The 18341-nt window shown below is 69.3% G+C and carries 15 protein-coding genes, 2 tRNA genes and 1 pseudogene; 4 read left to right on the top strand and 14 right to left on the bottom strand.

All coding sequences use genetic code 11. The annotated features are described in order from the left end of the window. Positions 1 to 39: 39 nt before the first annotated feature. Positions 40 to 112 (bottom strand) — tRNA-Glu (locus ACIPYT_RS11805). Between the two features lie 153 nt (positions 113 to 265). Here ACIPYT_RS11805 and ACIPYT_RS11800 point away from each other — a divergent pair. Then, positions 266 to 904: an MBL fold metallo-hydrolase gene (locus ACIPYT_RS11800; RefSeq protein WP_401074071.1), complete on the top strand. Its 639-nt coding sequence runs from the start codon at positions 266 to 268 to the stop codon at positions 902 to 904. A gap of 19 nt (positions 905 to 923) precedes the next feature. On the opposite strand, the gene pepN is transcribed toward ACIPYT_RS11800, so the two are convergent. Both pepN and ACIPYT_RS11790 read right to left on the bottom strand, forming a co-directional pair. Then, complete coding sequence (gene pepN / locus ACIPYT_RS11795) at positions 924 to 3422, bottom strand: aminopeptidase N (protein ID WP_401074069.1); 2499 nt, start codon at positions 3420 to 3422, stop codon at positions 924 to 926. A 40-nt stretch (positions 3423 to 3462) separates the two neighbouring features. Then, positions 3463 to 4422: a DNA topoisomerase IB gene (locus ACIPYT_RS11790; protein WP_401074067.1), complete on the bottom strand. Its 960-nt coding sequence runs from the start codon at positions 4420 to 4422 to the stop codon at positions 3463 to 3465. Positions 4423 to 4584: 162 nt separating this feature from the next. Between ACIPYT_RS11790 and ACIPYT_RS11785 the strand changes: the two genes are divergently transcribed. Next, entirely contained in the window at positions 4585 to 5517 is a 933-nt protein-coding gene (locus ACIPYT_RS11785) for a hypothetical protein (protein ID WP_401074064.1), read from the top strand. 52 nt (positions 5518 to 5569) lie between these two features. Here the strand turns inward: ACIPYT_RS11785 and ACIPYT_RS11780 are convergent. From ACIPYT_RS11780 to ACIPYT_RS11745, 8 genes and pseudogenes are all read right to left on the bottom strand, one after another. Further along, a tRNA-Gln gene (locus tag ACIPYT_RS11780) sits at positions 5570 to 5641 on the bottom strand. Between the two features lie 97 nt (positions 5642 to 5738). Then, positions 5739 to 7244, bottom strand: coding sequence for a glutamate--tRNA ligase (gltX, locus tag ACIPYT_RS11775; protein WP_401074060.1), 1506 nt, complete (start codon positions 7242 to 7244; stop codon positions 5739 to 5741). 425 nt (positions 7245 to 7669) lie between these two features. Further along, positions 7670 to 8029, bottom strand: a pseudogene (locus ACIPYT_RS11770) (class I SAM-dependent methyltransferase); the annotation flags it as partial. Positions 8030 to 8033: 4 nt separating this feature from the next. After that, the gene (locus tag ACIPYT_RS11765; protein ID WP_401074058.1) at positions 8034 to 9311 is read right to left on the bottom strand and encodes an MFS transporter; all 1278 of its coding nucleotides are present in this window, start codon (positions 9309 to 9311) and stop codon (positions 8034 to 8036) included. Continuing rightward, positions 9308 to 10084: a fumarylacetoacetate hydrolase family protein gene (locus ACIPYT_RS11760; RefSeq protein ID WP_401074055.1), complete on the bottom strand. Its 777-nt coding sequence runs from the start codon at positions 10082 to 10084 to the stop codon at positions 9308 to 9310. Before ACIPYT_RS11760 ends, ACIPYT_RS11765 begins: the two co-directional genes overlap by 4 nt. Before the next feature lie 83 nt (positions 10085 to 10167). Beyond that, positions 10168 to 11268, bottom strand: coding sequence for a branched-chain amino acid aminotransferase (locus tag ACIPYT_RS11755; protein WP_401074052.1), 1101 nt, complete (start codon positions 11266 to 11268; stop codon positions 10168 to 10170). A 61-nt stretch (positions 11269 to 11329) separates the two neighbouring features. Then, positions 11330 to 12373, bottom strand: coding sequence for a 3-isopropylmalate dehydrogenase (locus ACIPYT_RS11750; RefSeq protein ID WP_401074050.1), 1044 nt, complete (start codon positions 12371 to 12373; stop codon positions 11330 to 11332). Between the two features lie 74 nt (positions 12374 to 12447). Continuing rightward, positions 12448 to 13983 carry an MFS transporter gene (locus tag ACIPYT_RS11745; RefSeq protein WP_401074047.1) on the bottom strand — a complete coding sequence of 512 codons (1536 nt, stop codon included), beginning with the start codon at positions 13981 to 13983 and terminating at the stop codon, positions 12448 to 12450. Between the two features lie 120 nt (positions 13984 to 14103). On the opposite strand from ACIPYT_RS11745, the gene ACIPYT_RS11740 reads away from it, so the two are divergent. Next, positions 14104 to 14649 (top strand): TetR/AcrR family transcriptional regulator, encoded by a 546-nt coding sequence (locus ACIPYT_RS11740; protein ID WP_401074044.1) that lies wholly within the window; start codon positions 14104 to 14106, stop codon positions 14647 to 14649. Between the two features lie 72 nt (positions 14650 to 14721). Here ACIPYT_RS11740 and serA read toward each other — a convergent pair whose 3' ends face one another. The 3 genes from serA to ACIPYT_RS11725 form a co-directional block, all read right to left on the bottom strand. Beyond that, positions 14722 to 16326 (bottom strand): phosphoglycerate dehydrogenase, encoded by a 1605-nt coding sequence (serA, locus tag ACIPYT_RS11735; RefSeq protein WP_401074041.1) that lies wholly within the window; start codon positions 16324 to 16326, stop codon positions 14722 to 14724. Positions 16327 to 16452: 126 nt separating this feature from the next. Continuing rightward, a complete protein-coding gene (locus ACIPYT_RS11730; RefSeq protein ID WP_401074038.1) occupies positions 16453 to 16782 on the bottom strand; it encodes a hypothetical protein in 330 nt (109 codons plus the stop codon). After that, the gene (locus ACIPYT_RS11725; RefSeq protein WP_401074036.1) at positions 16779 to 17309 is read right to left on the bottom strand and encodes a hypothetical protein; all 531 of its coding nucleotides are present in this window, start codon (positions 17307 to 17309) and stop codon (positions 16779 to 16781) included. The genes ACIPYT_RS11730 and ACIPYT_RS11725 overlap by 4 nt, the downstream gene beginning before the upstream one ends. Before the next feature lie 75 nt (positions 17310 to 17384). On the opposite strand from ACIPYT_RS11725, the gene ACIPYT_RS11720 reads away from it, so the two are divergent. Next, on the top strand, positions 17385 to 18320 hold the full coding sequence (locus ACIPYT_RS11720; RefSeq protein ID WP_401074033.1) for a hypothetical protein: 936 nt from the start codon (positions 17385 to 17387) through the stop codon (positions 18318 to 18320). The last annotated feature ends 21 nt before the right edge of the window (positions 18321 to 18341 follow it).

Genomic DNA, 18341 nt, shown 5'->3' with positions numbered 1-18341 from the left:
CGAAAGCCCTCGGAGAACCGAGGGCTTTCGTGTGTTGTGTGACCCCAGCGGGATTCGAACCCGCGTTACCGCCGTGAGAGGGCGGCGTACTAGGCCGCTATACGATGGGGCCAGTCTTGCGGAGCGTTTCCGTCCCGCGACAACTGTTCAAGTATGCCATGACGATTCTCATGCCGCCAAATCGAGGCGGGAGCACCCCGGATCCCGGGCGTGGCGCGCCGTTCGACCGTTTGCCAGCGGCCGTCGAGAGGAGTTGACTCTTCTCATGCGCGTCACCAAATTCGAACATGCCGCTCTCCGCATCGACAAGGGAGATGAGGTGCTCGTCATCGATCCGGGGTCGTTCACGTCGCCGATCGATGACCTTCGCGGGCTCGTGGCCCTCGTCATCACGCACGAGCATCCCGACCATTGGACGCCCGAGCACCTTGATCGGATCCTCCGCGCGGTGCCCGGAACGCCGATCTTCGCCCCGGCCGGGGTCGCGCGCGCAGCGGAGGGGTACGAGATCACCACCGTCGCACCGGGAGACACGGTCACCGCAGGGAGCTTCACCCTGCGGTTCTTCGGCGGCACGCACGAAGTCATCCACTCGTCCCTCCCGGTCGTCGACAACGTCGGCGTGCTCGTGGACGACGAGTTCTATTACCCGGGAGACTCCTATGCCGTGCCGGACGGCGTCGACGTGCAGACGCTCGCCGCTCCCCTGGGCGCGCCGTGGCTCAAGATCGGCGAGGCGATGGACTACGTACTGGCCGTGAAGCCGCGGCGCTCGTTCGGCACGCACGACATGACGCTGTCGGTCGCGGGCAAGACCATGCACCGCCAGCGCCTGCAGTGGGCGACCGAGCAGGACGGCGGGGAGTTCTTCGTGCTCGAGCCCGGCGAGTCGCTCGACCTCTGACGCCTGACCGCGTCGACGCTCACCGAGCGGTGAGCGCCTCCTGAGCGGCCCGCACGCGGAGGTCGCGCGCCAGGTGGTCGCGCTGCTCCGACACGATCCGGCGCAGCGCGGCCGGCGCCGTGCCGTGCGCGACGAGCCACGCATCGACCAGGTCGAGGATCGACGTCGCCGGGAATAGTCCCACGACGAGACGCTGGGCCAGTTCGATGCTGCGGGTGCTCCAGGCGTCCGCGATCCGCGAGAAGTACTCGTCGTCGAATGACTCGACGAGATCGCGCCGACCACCGGCCCGGAACCCGGCGATCTCCGCATCGAGGTGGTCGTTGCTGAGCGTGTCGTCGTTCCAGGCGGCATCCCAGGCCGCCGCGCGCACAGACGCATCCGGCCGTGAGGCGCGCGCGCGTCGAGCGGCCGTGCGCCCGGTCCCGGTGTCGTCGCGCACGCTCTCCGCCTCGATCTCCGCGACCCCCGCATGAGCGGTCGCCACGAGAGCGGTCAGCAGCTGCCAACGCAGGTCGGGGTCGACCGTCAAGCCGTCGGGTGCGTGCCCGTCGAGGAGGGTCTGCACCTCCTCGTGGTGCACGTCGTCGAACGCGGATGCCGCGGCGAGCGACCGCGCCCACGAGAGCTGCGCGTCGCTCCCCGCCTCGGCGCCCTGCAACGCCTCCCAGGAGGTCTCGGCCCAGAGCCGCTGCTCCTCAGACCGCCTCGCTTCGGCCACGTAATGATGGATCGCGAACGCCGCGTTGGCGATCACGCCCGCGAGCAGCCCGATGTTCGACTCGCGGGGAGCATGGCGCCGGGCGATCGCGGTGTAGCGGCTCGCAGCGAGCTCACCGTCTCGCGTGGCGTTCCACAGCGATGACCAGACGAGCGCCCTCGCGAGCGGATCCTCGATCGACGAGAGGGAGTCCTCGACGGTCACAAGTGAACGCTCGTCGAGACGTGCCTTGGCATACGTCAGGTCATCGTCGTTCAGCAGCACGAGGTCGGCGTCGGGAAGGTCCAGTGCGGTGCGCTCGTCCGCGATGTCGAGGGCGACCTGGTCACGGCGCACGATGCGCCCGTCGACCAGGTCGTAGAGTCCGATGCGCAGTCGATGCGGACGAGGGTCGTGCTGCACGAGCACGGCAGCCCGATCGGCATCCCTCTCGAGCTCGAGAGTCGACAGGCCGGAGGTCTGCAGCCAGGCGCGCGACCACTCCGTCATGTCGCGCCCCGAGACCGCGCTCAACTGCACCAGGAAGTCGTCGAGCGTCGTGTTGCCGAAAGCGTTGGCGGCGAAGTACCGGCGCGCTCCCTCGAAGAAGGCCTCGTCGCCGACGAACGCCACGAGCTGCTTGAGCACCGATGCGCCCTTGGCGTAGGTGATCCCGTCGAAGTTCAGCTTGGCGGCTTCGAGATCGGTGATGTCGGCGACGATCGGATGCGTGGTGGGCAGCTGATCCTGCTGGTACGCCCAGGCCTTGCGGCGCGCAGCGAAGGTGACCCAGGCGTCGTGGAAGCGCGTCGCGGCGGCAGAGGCGTGCGCACCCATGTAGTCGGCGAACGACTCCTTGAGCCACAGGTCGTCCCACCACTTCATCGTGACGAGATCGCCGAACCACATGTGGGCCATCTCGTGCAGGACCGTGTTCGCTCGAGCGGCACGCTGCGCATCGGTCGCTGCACCCCGTGACAGGTACGCCTCGGTGAAGGTGACGAGACCGGGGTTCTCCATCGCACCCAGGTTGTACTCGGGCACGAAGATCTGGTCGTACTTGCCCCACGGATACGGGTAGGCGAAGGCGTCCGTGAAGAAATCGAAACCCTGCCGGGTGACCTCGAGGATCTCGTCGGCCTCGAGATGCTGCGCGAGGGAGCGCCGCGCGAGAACGCCGAGCGCGATGCGCTGATCGTCGCGGGACCACTCGCCCTCGACGCGTGCATACGGCCCGGCCGCGACCGCGGTGATGTAGCTGGAGATCGGCAGAGTCGGGGCGAACTCCACGCGCTGCACGCCCAGCCCTTCGTCGATCGACGCGGACGCCTGATTCGACAGCACCTCCCAGCCGGCCGGAGCGTCGACCACGAAGACGTACTCTGCCTTCATGTCGGGCTGCTCGAAGCACGCCATCACCCTGCGGGAGTCGGCCGGCTCGTACTGCGTGTACAGGTAGGTGAGGTCGTCGGCGGGGTCGTGGAAGCGGTGCATGCCCTCGCCCGACCGGCTGTATGCGCCCACGGCCTCGATGCGCACCGTGTTCTCGGACGAGAGGCCACGCAGCCTGATCCGCGCGCCGTCCCAGTCGATCGCCTGCTCCGCGCCGTTGAGGACCACCGCGTCGACGGAGAGGCCGATGAAGTCGATCCACGTCTCGTCGGTCGTCGCGGCGAAGTCGAGAGTGGTGACCGTGGAGAACCCCGGCCGCGCCCGTTCGGGGGCTCCGGTCAGATCGAGCTCGACGCGGGCACGGTGCACGGTGACGGATGCGGATCGCGCGGCCGTCTCCTCACGGGAGAGATTGGCTGTGTCCATGCGTCCATCCTGTCATCCGTGCTGCCGACGTCAGCGCGCATCAGCGTCCGAGCAGCCTCCGGATCGCCGACTCCGGCGATACCGTGAGGTCGAGGGTGCGCCCGCGCGCGTACTGTCGGAAGACGCGCGGATCGATGTACCTCCCCCGCGCCACCGCGATCGTGTTGCCGAGCGCCGACGCGGTGGCCTGCACGGCGAGGCGCTCCGCCTTCTTGCGCTCCGATCGGCTTTCCAGGGTTCCGATGCGGGCGAGAGCATCGGCCGCGAGGATCGTGCCGTGCAGGGTGCGGAAGTCCTTCGCCGTGAACTTCCCTCCCGCGACCTCGCGCAGATAGTCGTTGATCTCCGCCGACGAGAGTCGCACACGCCGTCGGCCCTTGCGGTACGCGAGCAGCGTCGCGCGCGGCGAGCCGACGGAGAACTCGGTGAGCGCCTCCGCCAGCGCGTCGTCGGTGATCTCGATCGACGCGAGCTGCTTGCTCTTGGCGGGGAAGTTCAAGTGCACGGTGCTGCCGTCGATCCGCACATCCCGACGCCGCAAAGTGCTGAGCCCACGACTGCCGTGCTTGACGAGATACCGTTCGGAACCGATGCGCAGCGCCCCGTCGTCGAGCAGCCGGAAGGCGACGGCGAGGGCGCGGTCGCGGGAGAGCCCAGGCTCCCCGATCGCCGTGGTCACCCGCCGGCGCGCAGACGGGAGGGCGGCGGCGAGGCGCAGGGCCCTGGCGAACTTGCGCTGATCCCGGCCCGTCCGCCACAGCGGGTGGTACAGATACTGGCGGCGTCCGGCGTCGTCGGTACCGACCGCCTGGATGTGCGCGAGCGGATCCGCCGCGATCCAGACGTCGGTCCACCGCGGCGGGATCACGAGATCGGCGATGCGTTCGCGATCGGCCTCCGACACCCGCTCGCCGGCCGCGTCGAGATACCGGAACCCCGACCCGGAGCGTCGCCGCCGGATGCCCGGCTCCTCCCCCGGGACCACTCGTCTCAGTGCCATGCGCGCCACATCTCACCCTCGTTCACCACACCACGAGGATGCCGTCGGGGCCGCGTCCGGGTGAAGGGCATGGCGTCGCCACGATGTCGTCTGCTAGGAGCGCTCTCCGTTCGTCACCAGCCGGATTGTCCGTGTACACCGGGGTCTGCCATCCTCATGTGTATGACGATGTCGCTCGAGCAGTTCCAGTCGGCCCTCGCGAGACCGGATCTGCGCGCGGGTCTGTCGCTGCCTCTCAGCGACATCGAGGCCGAGCAGGTCGCCGCCGACCCGGCATCCACGAGGAGCTGGTACGACTACTGGCTCTCGCTGCAGCCGGCGACGCCCCCGGTCGCACCGCCATTCGATGCGGAACCGCCGACGGGACCAGCGGGCTTCTCCGCCGCGCCGCCTCCGCAGTACACCGCACCGCACCCGTCGCCGTCACCGCAGACCGCTCCGGTCCCGGCCGACGCGCAGGCGACGCTTCCCTACGCCGGCACCGGATACAACGACCCCGCGTACGCCGCGACGGCCGCGTACCCCGATGCCGGGCACGCCGGATTCGGCTACCCGGGTGCCGCGCAGATCGCAGGCGCGCCCGGCCTCGCGGCACCGCCGCGGAGGAACGTCGGCCTCTGGGTGACGCTGTCGATCCTCGGAGCGCTCCTCTTGATCGTCGCGATCGTGGTCGTGACCACGTTCGCGACCGCACGCACCTGGACCAAGGTCGACGTGCCCGAGCAGCCCGAGACGTTCCACAGCGAGACCTACGAGACAGGGCGCTTCGACGTCACGATGGATGCCGTGAATCCGTGCTTCGTCGATCAGGATTGGACGGACTGCACCAACCTGCTGGTCGCGAACTACAACGCGGCGTGCGTCGGCGTCGAGCTCACCGAGAACGCCACGATCCTCTGCGACGACTACAACGGAGCGATCCTCGAGATGCAGGCGCAGGACACCCCCGGCTCGTACGTCGCCACGCTCGGTACCTACGGCAACCTCACGCGCACCCCGGAGACCGACGTGCGGCAGGTGTCGAACGACGACTACCGGCCCGCCGAGACGCACGAGGCGACCTGCTATCTCGGGTTCATCGGAGAGTGCGAGTAGCCACCCGCCCGGAAACGACGAAACCCCCGCCTGAGCGGGGGTTTTCATCGAGCTGGGGTACCTGGACTCGAACCAAGAACAACTGAACCAGAATCAGCCGTGTTGCCAATTACACCATACCCCAAGGGCGAAACCTGGGCCTCGCACCGAGAGTCAAGCCTACCCGAGCGGCGACCGGAATACCAAAACGTCCGGCCGCGGGTCGCCGCCCGGGCGCGCCATCACTGCGCGAGGAACGACGACAGACCGCGCAGCCGACGCAGCGACTCGTCTTTGCCGATCAGCTCCATCGACTCGAACAGCGGCGGCGAGACACGACGTCCGGTGATCGCCACGCGGGGCGGGCCGTAGGCGACGCGCGGCTTGAGTTCGAGGTTCTCCACGAGCGCGGTCGCGAGAGCATCCTGGATCTTCTCCGGCGTGAACTCCTCGATCGGCTCGATCGCGGCGACGCACGCGTCGAGCACCTCTGCCGCGTTCGCGGGCAGCCCCTTGAGCGCGTCGGCGTCGTACGAGACCTCGTCGACGAAGAGGAAGCCCAGCATGCCGGGGACGTCGCCGAGCAGCTGCACGCGCTCCTGCACGAGAGGCGCGGCACGGAAGGCCAGCACGAGCTGCTCGTGCGTGGGCTCGTCGAACAGGCCCGCAGCGGCGAGGTACGGGATCGTCCGCTCGGCGAAGTCCTTCTCCCCCAGCATCCTGATGTGGTCGCCGTTGATCGACTCGGCCTTCTTCTGATCGAAGCGCGCCGGGTTCGGGTTGACGTTCGTGATGTCGAACGCCGCGATGAACTCCTCGAGCGAGAACACGTCGCGGTCGGGGCCGATCGACCAGCCCAGCAGCGCCAGGTAGTTCAGGAGGCCCTCGTGGATGAACCCGCGCTCGCGGTGCAGGAAGAGATCGGCCTGCGGGTCGCGCTTGGAGAGCTTCTTGGTGCCGGTCTCACCCAGCACGAGCGGCATGTGCGCGAAGCGCGGCACGAACGTCGTGACGCCCGCGTCGATCAGGGCCGCGTACAGCGCCAGCTGACGGGCGGTCGAGGGCATGAGGTCTTCGCCGCGCAGCACGTGCGTGATGCCCATGAGCGCGTCGTCCACAGGGTTCACGAACGTGTACAGCGGGATGCCGTTTGGGCGGACGACCACGAAGTCGGGGAACGAGCCGGCCGGGAACGTGACCTCGCCGCGGATGAGGTCGACGTAGGTGACGTCCTCATCCGGCACGCGCAGACGCAGCGCGGGCTGACGGCCCTCGGCACGGAAGGTGGCCTTCTGCTCGTCGGTGAGGTCACGGTCGAAGTTGTCGTAGCCGAGCTGCTTCGCGCGCCCTGCAGCCTCGTTGCGCGCGTCGATCTCCTCGGCGGTCGAGTAGCTCTCGTACAGAGCGCCCGTGGTGAGGAGCTTGTCGATCACGCCGCGGTAGATGTCGTGGCGCTCCGACTGACGGTACGGCGCGTGCGGACCGCCGACCTCGACGCCCTCGTCCCAGTCGATCTTGAGCCAGGTCAGCGCGTCGACGAGCTGGCGGAAGCTCTCCTCGCTGTCACGGGCGGCATCGGTGTCCTCGATGCGGAACACCATCTTCCCGCCGTTGTGGCGAGCGTAGGCCCAGTTGAACAGTGCGGTGCGGACCATGCCGACGTGCGGCAGGCCGGTCGGCGAAGGGCAGAAGCGGACGCGGACGTCGGCGCCGGCAGCGGTCGTGGTGAGGGGATGCGGAGTAGCCATAGCCCTACGATTCTACGGCTCAGCGCGGAGCGCCCACCGCGATCGCCGCCGTGTGCTCGAGCGCCAGCGCGCCGTCGACGACGCGCTCCCCGCACACGGCCTCGAACCTCCCGACGGAAGGCCGCCCTCCCGGCCTCGTCGAGTCCCCGGTGGAACAGACCGGCACTCGCCACGCCACCCTCGGCAGACGCCCAGAGCGCAGCGGGATCCGGGCGCCAGATCCAGGTCTGCTCGCGCACCTCGACGTCGTGCCAGCCCGCATCACTCAGCATCGCCGAGAATCCTGCGGCGGTGCGGTCGAAGTCGCGCTCGGACGGCAGCCGCTCCCCCTCGACAGGGGTGAGCCCCGCGCGGTCGCAGACGTCGCGCCAGAACCAGGACGGCGACTGCACCCAGATCGTGGCGGCCACCCGCGTGCGGGCAACCCGCGCGAGCTCGCGCGCCGACGCCCTCGGATCCGTGACGTGGTTCAGCACGAAGTTCGCCGTCACCGCATCGAACGATGCCCGCGCGAACGGCAGGTCGGGAAGGGCCCCGTCGATGCACACGATATCCGGATGCGCGCGCACCGCGACCGCGCGCATGGAGCTCTCCGGTTCGCAGCCCGTGACCGCCCAGCCCGCCGTCTCGAACTCGGCGAGCAGATCGGCCGTCCCCGATCCGACGTCGAGGACGCTCCGCCCGGCGCCCGGCCCGATCCCGAAGAGCAGGGCCGACGCCGTGCCGAGACAGAGGGACGCGTACGACACTGCGTACGCGTCTCCGGTGTCGGTCCAGGACTTCATGCCGTCACGGGTTCGCGACCTCACCTGGCGCGCGATGCACCGCCAGAGGCGACAGCACCACGATGACCAGCACGATGACCGAGGCCGCGATGCCGAGCCCCGCGTACTGGAAGTTGGCCAGAACGACGCCGGCGAGCACGGCGCCCGCCGCGGCGGAGAGACTCATCAGGGAGTCGCTGCGCCCCTGGCGACGGGTGCGCAGCTCGGGAGCGCTCGACTCGGTCAGCAGCGCGGCGCCCGCGACCGTCGCCGCGCTCCAGCCGAGACCGAGCAGGATCAGCGCGACCATGACGCCCCACTCGCGATCGTTCGCGAACACCGCGAAGGCCAGCGCGCCGCCGAGGAGCACCTGTCCCAGGAGCACGACCCTCAGGCGTCCCCAGCGGTCGGCCAGGATGCCGAACACTGGCGAGAGCGCGTACATGCCGCCGACATGCAGCGCGATCGTGATGCCGACGAGCGCCGAGACGTCGGCCGGCGTCGGCGCCATGCCGTGCGCGCCGTGCGCCATGTGCGACAGATGCACCGGGGTCATGGCCATGACCGAGGCCATCACGACGTGGGATCCCGCGATCGCGAAGATCGCGTACCGCGCGACGCGCGGACGATCGGCGAATACGGCACCGGTCGCCGCCTCGGTCGCCGTCGCCAGGCGCTGGGCCGTGAGCAGCGGGTCAGGGCGCAGCGCGACCAGGTACAGGACGAGCGCGGCGCACTGCGCGACGAACGAGAACGCGTACGAACCGGTCTGCGGCGGCATCCCGATCATCTCGCCGACGACCTCGCCGGGCCCGAGCAGCAGCGGGCCCGCGACGCCGCCGATCGTGGTCGCCCACACGACGATCGAGAGATCCCGGCCGCGGTGCGCCGGCGCTGCGAGATCCGTCGCGGCGAACCGCGACTGCAGGTTGCCGGCGTTGCCCGCGCCGATCATGAGGATGCCGACGAGCAGCAGCGGGAACACCCGCAGCGAGGCCGCGAGGATCACGACCGCGATGCCCACGAGCGCGAACAGGTTGCCGAGCGTCAGGGCGCGCCGTCGACCGAGGCGCGCGGCGAGACGCGCGAGCGGGATCGCGCAGAGAGCGGCGCCGAGCGTCACGGAGGCCGTGGCGAGTCCCGACAGCGCGTCGTTGCCCGAGATGTCCGCCGCGAGGAGCGCGCCGAGAGAGACGGTCGCGCCGAACGCGATGCCGCCCAACACCTGTCCGAGCGACAGCGTCAGCACCGTCCGGCGCTGCACCCTCGAGAGCTGCTCCGCCGACAGGGCGACGACGCTCATGGCGCGCGCGGCGCGTCGCGCACACTGTTGCGCAGGATGCCGAGACCGGTGATCTCGACCTCGACGGTGTCGCCCGCCGAGAAGGCGCCGACTCCGGCGGGCGTCCCGGTGAGGATCACATCGCCGGGCAGCAGCGTGAACACGGCAGAGGCGTGCTCGATGATCGCGGCGACCGAGTGGATCATGTCCGTGAGCGGTGCGCTCTGACGGACCTCGCCGTTCACACGCGTCTCGATGGTCGCCGTGGCGGGGTCGAAATCGGTGTTGATCGTCGGACCGAGCGGGCAGAAGGTGTCGAAGCCCTTCGCGCGGGTCCACTGCCCGTCCTTGCGCTGCAGATCGCGGGCCGTGACATCGTTGGCGATCGTGTAGCCGAGAACGTGATCGAGCGCGTCCGCGGCAGCGACGTTCTTCGCGACACGGCCGATCACGACCGCGAGTTCTCCCTCGTACTCGGTCTGCTCGGAGATCGCGGGGCGGATGATCGCATCGCCGGGGCCGATCACCGAGGTGTTCGGCTTGAGGAACAGCAGGGGCTCCTCAGGAGCCTCGCCACCCATCTCGACAGCATGGTCGTGGTAGTTCTTGCCGACGCACACGATCTTCGACCGCGGGATCACCGGCGCGAGGATCACGGCATCCGCGATCGGCACACGCGCGCCCGTCGTCTCGTACCCCGCGAACAGCGGGTCGCCCTCGAGGACGACGAGGTCTTTGTCGTCGACGATCCCGAAGAGGATGGCGTCGTCATGGCTGAACCGGGCGATCTTCATGCGTCCAGCCTAGCCAGCGGCCCCGACGACGAGACCCCGCTTTGCGAATGTCGCAAAGCGGGGTCAGGGCGTCTGTCGAGTCCTCAGGCGTCGAGGCGCAGGAGCCAGCCGTGCCGGTCCTCACGGCGCCCGTATTGGATGTCCGTGAGCTCCTCGCGCAGCGACAGTGCGAGCTCGCCGAGCGGCTGCGCCTCGTCGAATCCTTCGCCGACGAGAGCACCGATGGGGGTCACGACCGCCGCGGTGCCGCACGCGAACACCTCGACGATGTCGCCGGACGCCACACCCTGGCGCCACTCATCGATCGAGATCGGCCGCTTCTCGACCGTGTAGCCGCGGTCCTCAGCGAGCTGAAGCAGGGAATCGCGGGTGATGCCCTCGAGGATGCTGTCGGATTCCGGCGTCACGACCCGACCGTCCTTGAAGACGAAGACGACGTTCATGCCGCCGAGCTCCTCGACGAAGCCGTTCTCGTTGAGGAACACGACCTGGTCGCATCCCTTCTCGCTCGCGAGAGCCTGGGGCAGCAGGCTCGAGGCGTAGTTGCCGCCGGTCTTCGCCTTGCCGGTGCCGCCTCGTCCTGCCCGGGAGTGGTCTTCCGAGAGCCAGATGCGCACGGGCTTCACGCCGCCCGTGAAGTACGCGCCCGCAGGGCTCGCGATCACGTAGTACGCCACCTTCTGCGCGGCGCGCACCCCGAGGAACGCCTCCTTCGCGAACATGAACGGGCGCAGGTACAGGCTCTGATCGGCGCCCGATGGCACCCAACGGCCGTCGACCGCGATGAGCTCGCGCAGCGACTGGATGAAGTACTCGGTCGGCAGCTCCGGAAGGGCGAGGCGTCGTGCGCTCGCCTGCATCCGTGCCGCGTTGCGGTCGGGACGGAACGTGTGGATCGAGCCGTCGGCGTGGCGGTAGGCCTTGATGCCCTCGAAGATCTCCTGCGCGTAGTGCAGCACGGAAGCCGCGGGGTCGAGCGGGATCGGGCCGTAGGGCTGCACGCGGGGGCGGTGCCATCCGCCCTTGGCCGACCAGCAGATGTCGACCATGTGGTCGGTGAAGACCACCCCGAACCCGGGATTCTCGTGGACCTCCGCGACACGCGCCGGCGTGGCAGCGGTCAGGTTCTTCGTCACCGCGAACTCCAGTGGAGCCACGGCCGCCTCAGCGTCGATGGTCGTCATGTCTTCATCCAATCCTCGTGGGTGGGCGCACCGTCGCGCCGTTTCAGCCTACGCCTGTCGTTCAGAGGCGTGCAGCGATCGCGGAGCCGATCTCCGCGGTCGGTCGCGCGCCCGTTCGCGCGGCGATGTCGGCCTCGACGGCGGCGCTCACGCGAGCGCTCTCCGCACCGAGGCCGAGATGATCGAGCAGCAGGGCGACCGAGAGGATCGCGGCCGTGGGGTCGGCCTTCTGCTGCCCGGCGATGCCGGGCGCGGATCCGTGCACCGGCTCGAACATCGACGGGAATGCGCCGTCGGGATTGATGTTCCCCGAGGCTGCGAGGCCGATGCCGCCCGTGACGGCGCCGGCGAGGTCGGTGAGGATGTCACCGAAGAGGTTGTCGGTCACGATCACGTCGAAGCGCGACGGATCGGTGACGAGGAAGATGGTGGCGGCGTCGACATGCAGGTAGTCGACCTCGACGTCGGGATGCTCGGCGGAGACCTGATCGACGATCCGCTTCCAGATCGCCCCCGCGTGCACCAGGACGTTGGTCTTGTGCACGAGCGTCAGCTTCTTGCGACGACGCTCGGCGAGATCGAAGGCGTAGCGCACGACGCGCTCCACGCCGAAGGCCGTGTTCACCGAGGTCTCGTTCGCGACCTCGTGCGGCGTGCCCTGGCGGATCGCTCCCCCGTTGCCGACATACGGACCTTCGGTCCCCTCGCGCACCACGACGAAGTCGATGTCGCCGGGGGCGGCGAGCGGCCCGGATGCCCCGACGAACAGCTTCGACGGACGCAGGTTGACGTAGTGGTCCAGCGTGAAGCGCAGCTTCAGGAGCAGGCCGCGCTCGATGTTCGCGTCCTTGAGACGCGGGTCGCCCGGAGTGCCGCCGACGGCGCCGAGCAGGATCGCATCCTGAGCCGAGATCGCCTGCAGGTCGTCATCGGTGAGCGTGTCGCCGGTCTCGAGGAAGCGCGCGGCGCCGAGAGAGAACCGCGTCTTCTCGAACGTCACGTCGCTCGACGCGGTCACGGCGTCGAGGACCTTCTCGGCCTCGGCGACGACCTCGGGACCGATCCCGTCTCCGGGGATCACGGCCAGCTTCACGACACGCGACATGCGACTCCTTGCATCGGGATGGACCGGCGCGCCCGAACGGGTTCGGCGGCGGGCCGGTCCTCCCAGAGTAGCGCTCAGTGCGCGGGGGCCTTGCGCAGTGTGACGGCGGCGATCACCCCGGCGAGCACGACGAGCGCCGCGCCGATCAGCGACGTCACCAGCACCCCGGAGCCGAACGCGGCCGACGCTGCGGCCCAGAGCGCGTCGCCGAGTTCTCCAGGGAGAGCCGCGGCTGCGGTGTACGCGCCTGCGAGGGTCTCGGATGCCGCCTGCGCCGCGTCGGCGGGAATGCCCTCGGGGATCACGAGAGCACCGCGGTAGAAGGCGGTGATGAGTCCGCCGAGCACGGCGGTGCCGAGCACGGCGCCCAGTTCGTACGCGGTCTCCGACACGGCGCTCGCGGCACCGGCCTTCGCTGCCGGGGCGCTGGAGAGGATCAGCTCGTTGGAGATCGTCTCGGCCGCCCCGATGCCGATCCCCAACACGACGAACGCGAGGATGAGCGGAGCCACGCCGTGCTCCTCGGTCGACATCGCGACGAGCAGGTAGCCCGCCACCGAGAACACCAGTCCGGCCGGCACGAGGATGTGCGGGCGGACGCGACGGGAGATCGGAACGACGCTCAGACCGGCGATGATCATGGCGACCATCCCGGGCACGAGCGCCAGACCCGCGACCATGGGTGACAGCCCGAGGACGAGCTGCAGGTGCTGCGAGACGAAGTAGAGGAAGCCGACGAGCGCGACGACGCTGAGCAGGTTCACGAGTATCGCCCCCGAGAACGTGCCGCGGCGGAACAGCGCCATGTCGAGCATCGGGATGTCGGCACGGAGCTGGCGACGCACGAACAGGTACCCCATCAGGATGCCGAGCAGCGCCCAGGCGCCGGCCGTGAGCGAGGGGCCGTCGACCGCCAGGGACTTGATCGCGTAGACGACGGGGATCATCGCCGCCATCGAGAGCAGGATGCTGATCGGGTCGATGCGTCCGGGCTGAGGGTCGCGGCTCTCCGGAACCAGCAGCGGGGCGCACACGAGCAGCGGGATCAGCACGGGCACGGCGATGAGGAACACGGATCCCCACGCGAAGTGCTCGAGCAGGAAGCCGCCGACGATGGGCCCGAGGGCAGCCCCCGCCGAGAAGGCCGACGCCCACACGGCGATCGCGAGGCGCCGCTGGTCGCGGTTCAGGAAGATCGAGCGCAGCAGCGACAGGGTGGACGGCATGAGCATGGCGCCGAAGAAGCCGAGGAGTGCGCGAGCGGCGATCAGCAGTCCGGCGGTGGGTGCGAACGCCGCCAGTGCGGACACGACCGCGAATCCCGTCGCGCCGATCAACAGCATCCGACGCCGGCCGAAGCGGTCTCCCAGGGTTCCCATCGTCACGAGGAGTCCCGCCAGCACGAGCGGGTACACGTCGATGATCCACAGCTGCTCGGCGCCGGTCGGCGCGAGGGCGATGGAGATCTCCGGGAGCGCGAAGCTCAGCACCGTGTTGTCCACCGAGACGAGCAGAACCGGGAGCATGAGGACGACGAGAGCCGCCCATCCGCGGGCTCCGACGCGGGGAGCATCCGTCTCCGTCGTCGGGATCGACGCCGTACGGGTCATGGGTCACACCTTTCGAATCGCGGACGACCTGATTCTGAACCGTCCAGATGGTATAGTAACAGAATCGCCGCTCTCCTGGCACTAGCGTGAGGTCAGACAACCGTCGAGCAGAGGACATGCATGCCCAGACCGCCCCTCGCCCGCGAACGCGTCCTGGACGCGTTCGAGAAGATCGTCATCACCGACGGCGAGCGTGCCGCGACACTCGACACGACGGCCAAGGAAGCGGGGGTCTCGAAGGGCGGTCTGCTCTACCACTTCGCCTCGAAGGAAGAGCTCGCCGCCGGCATCCTCGACCGTCTCGACCGACTGACGACGCTGGATCTCGAGCGCATGAACGCGCACGACGAGGGGCCTGTGGCGTACTACCTGCGCACGTCCGTGATGGAGGACGACGCCCTCGACCGGGCGCTCATCGCCACCTCGCGGCTCGCGCAAGGCGGCTCCGTCGCGGCCGGCGACGCGCTGCGCCATGCACGCCGGCGCTGGGAAGAGGTCATCCGCCCGCAGGTCCGCGACCGGGCGAGCCTCGACCTCGTGATGCTCGTCAGCGACGGGCTCTACTTCAACAACTCGCTCGACGTGAACGGCGTCGAGAGACTGGTGCCCCGCGACGGCGACCTCGACGCACTCCTCGCGCTGGTGCTGCGCGCCACGGCGCTCTGACCGCGCCCGCGATCCGACGACAGAGGGAGGATGCCGTGAGCAACGGCATCCTCCCTCGTCACTCTGCGTAGATCAGACCTCGGTGATCTCGATCTGGCGGAACAGGTCGGCGTCGATCGCGCCGCGCACGTCGTCGAGCAGCTCGTCGGACACGGGCGAGTCCAGCGTGAGCACGCTGAGAGCCTGGTCGCCGGCGGCCAGACGACCGATCTGCATGCCGGCGATGTTGATGCCGGCCTCTCCGAACTTCTGGCCGTAGACCGCCACGATGCCGGGGCGGTCGGTGTAGAGCATCACGACGTGGTGCTTCTCGATGGGCAGTTCGAGCGCGTGGTCGTTGATGCCGACGAGCTTCTCGGTCTGCTTGGGACCGGTCAGCGTTCCCGACACCGAGAGCTGCGTGCCGTCGGACAGTGCACCGGTGAGCGTGATGACGTTGCGGTACTCGGCGCTCACGTCGTCCTTGATGAGGCGCACGGCGATGCCGCGCTGCTCGGCGAGGAGAGGTGCGTTCACATACGAGACCGTCTCGCTGACGATGTTCGTGAACACGCCCTTGAGGGCCGCGAGCTTGAGCACGCTGACGTCGTAGGCGTTCAGTTCGCCGTGCACCTCGACGTCGAGGCTCGTGAGCGGCGACGTCGAGAGGGCGGCGAAGATCTGGCCGAGCTTCTCGACCAGCGAGATGCCGGGACGCACGTACGGGTCGATGACGCCGCCGGCGACGTTCACGGCATCGGGCACGAGGTCTCCCCCGAGTGCGAGACGCACGGACTTCGCGACCGAGACACCGGCCTTCTCCTGCGCCTCCTCGGTGCTCGCCCCCAGGTGCGGGGTGACGACGACGTTGGGGAGGTCGAGCAGCGGACGCGCGGAGCCGCCTTCGGCCGGCGGCTCGGAGGTGAAGACGTCGAGACCGGCTCCCGCGATCTCCCCGGCCACGAGCGCCTCGTGCAGCGCGGCCTCGTCGATGAGCCCGCCGCGGGCGACGTTCACGACGAACGCGGTCGGCTTCATCGCCGCGAACTGCTCGGCGCCGATCATGCCGGTCGTCTCCGGCGTCTTCGGCATGTGGATCGTGAGGAAGTCGGCCTCGGCCACGAGCTCGTCGAGCGACAGCAGCTGCACGCCGAGCTGCTGTGCGCGCGCCGAGGTCACATAGGGGTCGTAGGCGACCACGCGCATGTCGAACGCGGCCAGTCGTGCCGCGACGAGCGCGCCGATGCGGCCGAGGCCCACGATGCCGACCGTCTTCTCGAACAGCTCGGCACCCGTGAAGGAGCTGCGCTTCCACTCCCCCGCAGACAGCGAGGCGTGCGCGACAGGGATGCGACGGGCGAGGCTGAGGATGTGCCCGACCGTGAGCTCGGCGGCGGACACGATGTTCGACGTGGGCGCGTTCACGACCATGACGCCGGCGGCGGTCGCGGCCTTGATGTCGACGTTGTCGAGGCCGACACCGGCGCGGGCCACCACCTTGAGCTTCGGCGCGTGCGTGAGCGCCTCCTCGTCGATGCGGGTCGCCGACCGGATGAGCACCGCGTCCGCATCCGCGAGAGCCGCGAACAGGGCCTCGCGGTCGGTGCCGTCGACGTCACGGACGTCGAAGTCGGGGCCGAGAGCCTCGATCGTGGCGGGAGAGAGTACTTCGGCGATGAGCACGACGGGCTTCGGCACAGTGGATCCTTCGGGGCAGCGCGACAGGCGGGAGGGGCCGATGCGCCGCACACCGTGGGGGCGCGATCGCCTCAACTCTACCCGAGGGCCTCGGCACGTCCGTGACGTGTGACGCCCCGCGGCGGCTCACCCGGTGGCGAGAGTGAGGCTGTAGGCGAGCAGGCTCAGCCAGAACACCGCGACGAGGCCGAGTCCTGCGAGCAGCGTGATCGCGAGCTCGCCGACGCGACGACGGCGACCGATCAGGTAGGCGAATACGAACACGATCGCCGGGAAGACCACCCCGAACACGAGCGCCACCCATCCGGCCGTGTCCAGGCCGCTCCGCGCCATCGTGATCAGGTGCGCGATCGCGTTCCAGATCGCGTACGCGTAGAACAGCCCGGCGAGGCCGAGCACGAGTCCGCTGATCCAGCGGGGAGATGCGGATGCCGCCCGCGTGGCCGTCTCGCTCATGCGCCGATCGCCCCCACCGTCACGAACGGCCAGGGCACCAGCAGCACGACGCCGAGCACGAGTGCTCCCACCCGCATCCAGCCGGCCCTGCCTCGCGTCAGCACCAAGCTCGCGACGAACCAGAGAGCCGGAGCCGCCACGGCCAGCACGAACCAGGGGATGAACATCGCGTCGGCGACGAAGAAGTTGGCGAGCGGCTTCAGGCGCAGGCCGCCGACGACCCAGCCGACGCTGTACAGCAGGTAGACGCCGCCGACGACTCCGAGGGTGAGCAGCATCGCGGTGCTGAGCGGAGGACGCGTCTCGTCGAGCGACTCCGCTCCCCGCTCATCGATGTCCGCGACATCCGCATCGGGCCGATGCGTGATGGCGTCGCTCCCCCGCCCGACCGCATTCCATCCGTCGGGAAGCGAGGCGTCGCCGACCGGAGGGGTCGTGCGCGCGGCCGCGGCGCGATCGCGCTTCGGGCGCGCAGCGCCGTCGTCGCCGTCCCAGGTGAGGGCGTCGTCATCGGGATCGGATGTCATGTCTCCAGCGTAGGACACCCGCTCCACTAGGCTCAGGGGCATCAGCGCCGGAGGCGCCTGTCGGGAGGGATGATCGTGGCCGAGCAGAACAAGAACGTCGAGGCGAGCGCCTCGGAAGGAGCGGCGCAGGAGCCGGCGCCCGGCTGGGTGCCGACCGCGCAGGCGAAGTCGAAGGCCATGACCTTCCGGTGGATCGCCGTCGCACTCTGGGTCGTCGCGATCGCGGCCGAGGCGGTCGCGATCTTCTGGCTCCTCCGCCAGCGCGTCGTGGTCGGTGAGGACGGGAGCTTCGTGCGGAACGCCGACACCGGGCTCCTCGAGAGCCAGGATGCGACCGTGGTGTTCCCGCAGTGGGCGTTCATCACGCTCCTGGTCATGCTCGTCGTGATCGCGGCGCTGTCGATCACCGGCTCGATCCTGTGGAAGAAGGCCAACCGCCTCGATCCCGCACGCAAGTCCGACAAGGTCCGCTTCTTCGTACAGAACCAACTCGGCGCGATCATCGCCGTCGTCGCGTTCCTGCCTCTGATCATCCTCATCTTCCTGAACAAGGACATGGACAAGGGGCAGAAGGCCGCGGCGGGGATCGTGGGCATCGTGCTCGCCGCTCTCGCGGTCGTGCTCGGCATCGACTTCGACCCGCCCTCCGTCGAGCAGTATACGGCCGACCAGTCGACGGTCATCCAGCTCCTCGGCAAGGACGAGGTCGTCTGGGTCGCCGGCGGTGCCGTCTATCACGTGTGCGACGAGGTCTCGGACATCCAGACCGGCAGCGAGAAAGTCACCGGCACTACCGCCGAGGCCGTCGAGGCGGGGAAGATCCGTCTCACCCTCAAGTTCGCGTCGGAGCTGCGCACGTGCGGGCTCGCGGTGCCCGAGAACGCCGACGAGATCACCGAGGCGCTCCGCGCGATCCAGGGCGGTGCCGTCGACACGCCGCTGCCCGCGCCTGTGTGGGCAGACCCGACCGACGCTCCGATCGAGGTCGAGGACGCCGCTCCCGCGGAGTGACCCGGACACGGAACGGGCCCG

Origin of the sequence: Microbacterium sp. NPDC089695 (assembly GCF_044749085.1) — a bacterium.
Lineage (GTDB): Bacteria > Actinomycetota > Actinomycetes > Actinomycetales > Microbacteriaceae > Microbacterium.
This window is presented reverse-complemented; position numbering and strand designations above follow the sequence as displayed.